Source organism: Rhodobaculum claviforme, assembly GCF_016653255.1.
Lineage (GTDB): Bacteria > Pseudomonadota > Alphaproteobacteria > Rhodobacterales > Rhodobacteraceae > Rhodobaculum > Rhodobaculum claviforme.
In genome coordinates, this window is record NZ_NHSD01000164.1 from 1 (window position 1) to 7,409 (window position 7,409).

General features: G+C 72.6%; 7 protein-coding genes. 4 read left to right on the forward strand and 3 right to left on the reverse strand.

Features of this window, described 5'->3' with window-relative positions; all coding sequences use genetic code 11:
* Positions 1-25: 25 nt before the first annotated feature.
* Both nthB and nthA read right to left on the reverse strand, forming a co-directional pair.
* Entirely contained in the window at positions 26-700 is a 675-nt protein-coding gene (gene nthB, locus CCR87_RS05400) for a nitrile hydratase subunit beta (protein ID WP_201156540.1), read from the reverse strand.
* Positions 697-1,347: a nitrile hydratase subunit alpha gene (nthA, locus tag CCR87_RS05405; RefSeq protein ID WP_201156541.1), complete on the reverse strand. Its 651-nt coding sequence runs from the start codon at positions 1,345-1,347 to the stop codon at positions 697-699. Before nthA ends, nthB begins: the two co-directional genes overlap by 4 nt.
* 116 nt (positions 1,348-1,463) lie before the next feature.
* Between nthA and CCR87_RS05410 the strand changes: the two genes are divergently transcribed.
* From CCR87_RS05410 to ubiG, 3 genes are read left to right on the forward strand one after another with little or no spacing between them, the layout of a single operon-like run.
* Positions 1,464-2,417 (forward strand): NAD(P)/FAD-dependent oxidoreductase, encoded by a 954-nt coding sequence (locus CCR87_RS05410; protein WP_201156542.1) that lies wholly within the window; start codon positions 1,464-1,466, stop codon positions 2,415-2,417.
* On the forward strand, positions 2,407-3,216 hold the full coding sequence (locus tag CCR87_RS05415) for a methyltransferase family protein (RefSeq protein ID WP_201156543.1): 810 nt from the start codon (positions 2,407-2,409) through the stop codon (positions 3,214-3,216). Before CCR87_RS05410 ends, CCR87_RS05415 begins: the two co-directional genes overlap by 11 nt.
* Positions 3,206-3,934, forward strand: coding sequence for a bifunctional 2-polyprenyl-6-hydroxyphenol methylase/3-demethylubiquinol 3-O-methyltransferase UbiG (gene ubiG, locus CCR87_RS05420; protein WP_201156544.1), 729 nt, complete (start codon positions 3,206-3,208; stop codon positions 3,932-3,934). The genes CCR87_RS05415 and ubiG overlap by 11 nt, the downstream gene beginning before the upstream one ends.
* Positions 3,935-4,337: 403 nt before the next feature.
* On the opposite strand, the gene CCR87_RS05425 is transcribed toward ubiG, so the two are convergent.
* The gene (locus CCR87_RS05425) at positions 4,338-5,306 is read right to left on the reverse strand and encodes a glycosyltransferase family 2 protein (RefSeq protein WP_201156545.1); all 969 of its coding nucleotides are present in this window, start codon (positions 5,304-5,306) and stop codon (positions 4,338-4,340) included.
* A gap of 503 nt (positions 5,307-5,809) precedes the next feature.
* Here CCR87_RS05425 and CCR87_RS05430 point away from each other — a divergent pair.
* The gene (locus CCR87_RS05430; protein ID WP_201156546.1) at positions 5,810-7,318 is read left to right on the forward strand and encodes an O-antigen ligase family protein; all 1,509 of its coding nucleotides are present in this window, start codon (positions 5,810-5,812) and stop codon (positions 7,316-7,318) included.
* Positions 7,319-7,409: the final 91 nt, after the last annotated feature.

Sequence of the window (7,409 nt, forward strand, 5' to 3'; positions counted from 1 at the left end):
GTCGGGAGTGCGTTCGGGGGCGGGGTCATGCGGGCTCAAGGTAGCTCTCCCATGCGTCGACCGAGATGGACAGGCCGGGTTCGGCATCCGCGCCCCAGACCTCGGCGCCGTCGAACACGACGGTATAGAGGCGCTCGGGCGACTCGCCGCGCCCATGGGCGTTGGTATCGGGCAGGACATGGCCGCCGTGGTCGGCCTCCACCGTGCCGACGCGGCCGCGCACATACCGCGGCAGGCGCGTGTGGCCCCTGGGGTGCATGTTGCGCGCCCGCACACGGTCGCCGGGGGCAAAGCGCGCGGGCCGGTCGATGGGACGCTCGGACGGCCCGCCGCGCGCCAGCGTCGCGGCCACCGCCGCGGCCGCCAGCTTGCGCGGATGGGCGGCCGAGGGGGCGGCATCGCCGGATGCCAGCTCCGCCGCGCTCAGCAGCGCATGGCGCAGCAGCAGCGCCTCCAGCGCGCGGATCCAGATCTCGAAATAGCTGGAGCTGTGATAGACCGCCGGCGGCAGGCTTTCGCGCGCATGCCGGCTTTCGTCGATCGACCAGTGGCCCAGCGCGCCCGCACACAGCGTGAGGCCCAGCGCGCGCCCCTCCCACGCGGCGTGAAACGGCGCCCCGACGGCCTCGGGTTCGGCCTCGGGCTCGGGGATCACCGGGCCGAAGCCCATCTGCCCACCCAGATCATGCGGCCCGTTCATGCCCCCTCCGGACGGCGCGCCAGCCCGGCCCCGATCATCGAATCGCGTGTCACCAGATCGGCCAGCGCGGCGCGCGACAGCCCCTCGGTGCCCTCGGGGCGTTCGGGGATCACGAGATAGCGCAGCTCGGCGGTGGAATCCCACACCCGGACCGCGCGCCCCTCCGGCAACTCCAGCCCGAATTCCCGCAGCACCGCGCGCGGCTCCATCACCGCACGGGAGCGATAGGCGGGCGACTTGTACCACACCGGCGGCAGCCCCAGCACCGGCCAAGGGTAGCACGAGCACAGGGTGCACACGACAAGGTTGTGCACCTCGGGGGTGTTGAACACCGCCTGCATATGCTCACCCTGTCGGCCGATGAAGCCCATGTCGGCAATCGCTGCGGTGGCATCCCCGCGCAGCCAGTCGGCGAAACCGGCGTCATCCCAGGCCCGGGCCACGACCTGCGCGCCGTTGCGCGGGCCGACATCCTCGGAGTAGGTCTCGATGATCGCGTCGATGGCGGCGGGATCGACCAGGCCCTTGCGCGTCAGGATCGTCTCCAGCGCGCGCACCCGCGCCGCCATCGGGTCGAGGTGGTTGTCATGGTCATGGTCATGGTCATGGTCGTGGTCGTGGTCGTGGTCGTGGTGATCGTGCGGCATTCCGTCCCTCCCCAGCCCACACAGCCTAACGCCCTTCGGACGGCGCACAAGGGGCGGCGGGCTTTGACTTCGCCCGCCACCGCGCCAGTTCCGCCGCAACAACGCAGGAGGGGACGATGGCGGCACCGGTGGTGGTGATCGGCGCGGGCATGGCGGGGCTGGCGTGCGCAGGGCGGCTGGCACAGGCCGGGGTGCCCACACTGGTGCTGGACAAGGGGCGCGGCATCGGCGGGCGGCTGGCGACGCGGCGCGCCACGGTGGCGGGCGCGGCGGTCCAGTTCGACCATGGCGCGCAGTACATGACCGCGCGGGAGCCCGCATTTGCGGCCCTGCTGGAGGGGATGGCCATGCGCGGGGCGGTCGCGCGCTGGCAGGACGGATCGGACCGCGCGCACTGGGTCGGCGCGCCGGGGATGTCGGCGCTGCCGCGCGCCATGGCCGATGGCCTGGACATCCGCCAGGCCACCGAGGTCCGCGCACTGCGCCCCGGACCCGACGGCTGGACCGTCACCACCGAAACCGAGGCCATCGCCGCGCGCGCGGTGGTGCTGACGGTGCCCGCCCCGCAGGTGGCGCCGCTGCTGGAGGACGGCCATCCGCTGGCGCGGGCCGTGGCCGGGGTGGCGCTGGCGCCGTGCCTGACGCTGATGGCGGCGTTTGCGGCCGATGCGCCGATCCCCTTCGCCAGCGCCGCGCACACGGACGAGGCACTGGCCTGGATCGCCTGCGACGTGACCAAGCCGGGCCGCCCGCGGGGGCCCGTCACCTGGGTCGCCCAGGCCGCCCCGGACTGGAGCGCCCGCCATCTGGAGGCGTCCCCCGCCGCGCTGGCCCCCCGCATGCTGGCGCTGCTGGCCGGGCGGCTGGGGCTGTCGGCCGACGCGGCCCTGCACGCCAGCGCCCATCGCTGGCGGTATGCCCGCGTCACGGCACCGCTGGGCCAGCCGTTTGTGCGGCATGCGGGGCTGTGGCTGGGCGGGGACTGGTGCCTCGGGCCGCGGGTGGAGGCCGCGTGGGCCAGCGGCACCGCCATCGCCGCCGACATGCTGGAGCGCGCGGATGTGGCGTGACCCCCGCGTCGCGGGCCTGCTGCGGCTGTGTGCGGGCGCGCTGCGCCCGGCACCGGGGGCGGGGCGGATCGCGCTGGCGCTGGGCATGGGCGCGCTGTGCCACGCGGTGTTCGCCGCCGCCGTGCTGGCGATGATCGCCGCGATGTTCTTCGGCATGAGCGAGAGCCTGGGGCGCGTCCCCTGGCCATGGGCGGCGCTGGCGAATGCGGCGCTGCTGGTGCAGTTTCCGCTTTTGCATTCGCTGCTGCTGACGCGGGCCGGGGGGCGGGTGGTGGCGCGGCTGGTCCCGGGGGCGCATGGCGGCACGCTGGCCACCACGACCTATGCGCTGATCGCCAGCGTGCAGTTGCTGGCGCTGTTCGCGCTGTGGACGCCGTCGGGGATCGTGTGGTGGCGCGCCGAGGGGGCTGCATTCTGGGCGATCTGCACCGCCTATGCCGCCGCGTGGCTGTTGCTGATGAAGGCCAGTTTCGACGCGGGCGCCGAGGTGCAGTCCGGCGCGCTGGGCTGGATGTCGCTTCTGGCCGGGCGCCGCCCGCGCTTTCCGCCGATGCCCACGCGCGGCACCTTCCGGGTGATCCGGCAGCCGATCTATGTGGCGTTTGCGCTGACGCTGTGGACGGTGCCGGTGTGGACCCCGGACCAGCTGGTGCTTGCGGTGGGCTACACCGCCTATTGCCTCGTGGCACCGCGCCTGAAAGAGCGTCGGCTGCACGCCCGCCACGGCGCCCGGTTCGACCGTTACCGCGCCGCCGTCCCCTATGCCTTGCCCCGTCGGAGGCGCGACCATGCCCGCTGAACCCGCCCGCAACGACCTGAGCATCTATGACACCGCCGCGGGTCACTGGTGGTCCGACGACGTCCGCTGGGTGCGCACCCTGCGCAACATGGTCCCCGGCCGTTTGTCGTGGTTCGACCGCCACATCGACTGGCGCGATCGCGCGGTTCTGGACCTCGGTTGCGCCGGCGGCTTCATGGCCGAGGCGCTGGCCGAGCGCGGCGCCCACGTCACCGGAATCGACCCCGCGGCCCGGGCCATCGCCGCCGCCCGCGCCCATGCCGAGGCCCGCGGCCACGACATCGCCTATGATATCGGCGTGGGCGAGGCGCTGCCCTATGCCGACGCGGGGTTCGACGCGGTGGTCTGCGTGGATGTGCTGGAACATGTGGCGGACCTGACCCGCGTGCTGGCCGAGGTGGCGCGCGTGCTGCGTCCGGGTGGGCTGTTCCTGTTCGACACGATCAACCGCAACCCGCTTGCGCGGCTGGCCACCGTCACCGTGGCCGAGGACATCCTGCGCCTGCTGCCCCGGGGCACCCACGACCCCGCACTGTTCATCAAGCCCGCCGAGCTGCGCCGGGGCCTGCGCGACGCGGGGCTGGTCGCCGGGCGCTTCACCGGGCTGGGGCCGCGCGGGATCAACCGGCGCGGCGACCTGACCTTCGGGCGGTTGCCGCTGACGGCGATCCTCTACATGGGCGTGGCCCGCAAACCCGGCGGGGTCGCGGGGGGCTGAGACCACCGGGCGTCCCCCACCGTCGTGCCCCCGTCGCATCCACGGCGGCGTCGGCCACGCGCCGCGCCATCGCGACCGCAGCCCGGACAGCCCGCCCCGATGGCCCGAACCAAGAGGCCGAACCGACAGCCCGAACCGACGCCCGCCCCGGCACCCGGCAGGCGTCGTCGCACCTTTCGGAAGTGACCGACCCTGCGGGACCACCGCGCGCAACGGCCGCCCGTCGTCGGTCGACGCTGCCCCGCGCGGCATCCGACACCCGGTCGCGATGGCCCAGGGCCAGGGAGTCGGGCCGGGGCGTCAGGTCGGGGCGTCAGGTCGGAGCGTCGGGCACACCTGCCCCCGTCGCCCGGACACCAAGGCGCGCGTCCCTGCGGCGCCCCCGGCCCGGCACCGCTCGGCCCTACTTGTACTCGATCAGCCCCCCGGGCCGCCCTCTCAGCCGCCGCATGGCAAAGTCGAGGACGCCCAGCGCCTCCGGTGTCTTGCCCAGGGTGGCGAACATCGCCCATTCCCACGAGGATCGCCGCAGCGGCCCGGCGCGCATGCCCAGGCGGATCACCTGCGCCGGAAGCGCCAGAAGCAGCCCGAGGCTCCAGGGTGTCACCACGGCTCCGCCCACCGCCACCAGCGGCAAGGCAAGCCCCCACAGCAGCGCGCGGCGCAGCTGGGCGCGCTCGGCGGCGCCGCCGTGCATCGCCGCGCCCTGCGCCGCCGCAAGCCCCCCCCGCCGGGCCCGGCGCCACCACTGCGAAAACCGGGTCATGTCGGCGTCGTGGACGGTCATCTCGGCGTCGATGCGGTGCACCTCCCAGCCGGCGCCGCGCAGCCGGGCGCACAGCTCCGGCTCCTCGCCGGCGATCAGCGCGGGGTTGAAGCCCCCCACCGCCGAGAACGGCGCGACGCGCATGAGCGAGTCCCCCCCACAGGAGGCCACGAGGCCCTCCGGTGTCGCCCATTCGCGGTCCGCGAGCCGGTTGTACACGGACCTGTCCGGAAACCGCTCACGCCGCCGTCCGCAGACAACGGCCGCCCGCGGGTGGGCTTCGAGGAACGCCGCCGCCGTCTCCACCCATCCCGGCGCGACGATGCAGTCGCCGTCGATGAACTGGACGTAATCGGGCCGGGAGCCCGCGACCAGCGCCTCGACCCCCTCGTTGCGGGCGCGGGCCGCGCCGAAGGGCCGGGTCGGGTCGAGGACCACGACCTGTACCCCCGCCGCCGTGGCCGCCGCGACACTGCCGTCATCCGAGCCGGAGTCGACATAGACCACCCGCGCCAGCCCCTCGGGCAGGGAGGCGAGACAGGCGATCAGGCGCGCGCCCTCGTTGCGCCCTATGACGACCGCACCAACACTGGCAAGACGGCTCATGCGTCCGGACCGCCCCTGCCGATACCTGTGCAAATGCCAGGGGCGGCCGCCGACACCCCGCCTTGCCGACCCGCGCGCCTCGACGCCACAAGCGCCGCGCCCCGGCGCGGCACCCCGACGGAACCCGGACGCCCCACCCGCCCCATGGACCACAGCCCGGAGACCGGCAGGCACGTCAGCCCCGCGCCCCGGCGACCGACAGGCAACCGGCGCACCATCACCGTTCGAGCGTGGCGCGCACCGGAGCCCCGCTCCGGCCGCCGCGCCCGGCGGCCGCGCGATCCACACCCGACACCGCGCCGCACGACGGCGGCCACCACCGCATCCCCTGCCTTGTCCGCGCCCATCCTGTTCCCTGCCCTGTCGACACGGAAAAGATGCTACAGCTCTGGGCAAAAATGGTCTAGGCATGGCGCGGTGCAAATCCGCCGGTCCGCAGCACAGAGAACCTCTGGATGCCCAATACCTTCGCCTACATCATGCTCTATTGCTGGCCGCTGGTGATGCTGGTCATGTTCCGCTCCATGCCACTGGCCAACGCGCTGTGCCTGTCCATCATCGGCGGGTACCTGCTGCTGCCCGGGCGGGCGGGGATGGACCTCACGCTGCTGCCGAGCCTGAGCAAGGACAGCGTGCCGAGCATGGCGGCGCTGGTCATGTGCCTGCTGCTGGCGCAAAGCGACAGGCTGTCGGAACAGTTGCGGGGCACCGCACCGGGCGGTCGGAGCGCGGCGGCGCGCGATGCGGTCCAGTCCGTGCCACTCCGCGGAGTGCCGAAGGGCGTGGTTTATGGCCTGCTCGGCCTCATGCTGGTATTTCCTGCCCTGACGGTCCTGAACAACTCCGAAGCGCTGGTCTATGGCCCAATGGTTATCGGCGGAATGCGGGCCTGGGACTACGGATCCGTGGTGCAGGAAGTGCTCGTGACGCTGATCCCGTTCGTGCTGGGCCTGTGGTTTCTCGGGACAACCCAGCGCCATGTGGTGTTGCTGCGCACGCTGGTCATCCTGGGTCTCGGGTACTCGGTGCTGGTCGCCTATGAAATCCGGATGAGCCCGCAGCTGAATGTCAAGATCTATGGCTTCTTTCCGCACTCCTTCGCACAGCACGCTCGGGGCGACGGGTTCCGACCGGTGGTTTTTCTCAACCACGGCCTCTGGCTTGCCATCTTCATGGCGACGGCGACGCTCGCGGCTTGCGTGCTGTGGCGCCAAGCGCTGCGGGCGCGGGTCGCGGCGGCGCCCTGGATCCTTGCGGCGGTCTGGCTGTTCCTGATGTTGGCGCTGTCGCGGTCGCTGGGCGCGCTGGTACTGGTGATCCTGGTCGCTCCGATCGTCCTGCTGACGCCGCCGCGCACACAAATCCTTGTGGCAGCGGTGCTTGCGGGACTCGTGCTGGTGTTTCCGATGCTGCGCGGCGCGGGATACATCCCCACCGACGCCCTTGTTCAGACCGCCGAGCGAATCGATCCCGCCCGCGCCCAGTCGCTGGCCTTCAGGTTCTACCACGAGGACATGCTGCTGGAGCATGCCAACCGCAAACCCGTGACCGGCTGGGGCACCTGGAGCCGCAACAGGGTGTTCAACGCGGAAACCGGCCGCGACATCAGCGTGACGGATGGCGCATGGGTAATCTTCATGGGCCAGTTCGGCTGGGTCGGATACCTCGCGCGGTTCGGGTTGCTTACACTTCCGATCATCTTTCTTGCGCTGCGGCGCAAGGACATGTTGGCACCGGCGACCACGGGGCTCGCGCTGGTGGCATCAGCGGGATTGGTGGACCTCATTCCCAACGGAACGATCACGCCCTTGACGTGGCTTGTGGGCGGCGCTCTGGCGGGGCGCTATGTCCGACAGGAGCGGCCGGTCGCGGCCAGCCAGACGCGCGGCTCCCGCGATCCGGAGGCGGACGGCGCGGTACTGCCCGCCCCCGCGCAGGTGCATGTCCGCCAGACGCGCGGCCTTGCGCTGGCAGGTCCGGCAGGCCCGCATCAGAGGCAACCACGGAACTGACACGCGCACGCAGGGCCCCGAGGCCGGAACAGATGTGGGCCGTCCCGCCATGACGCCCCCTTCAGCCCTGCACGAGCGGCCCCTTCCCAGC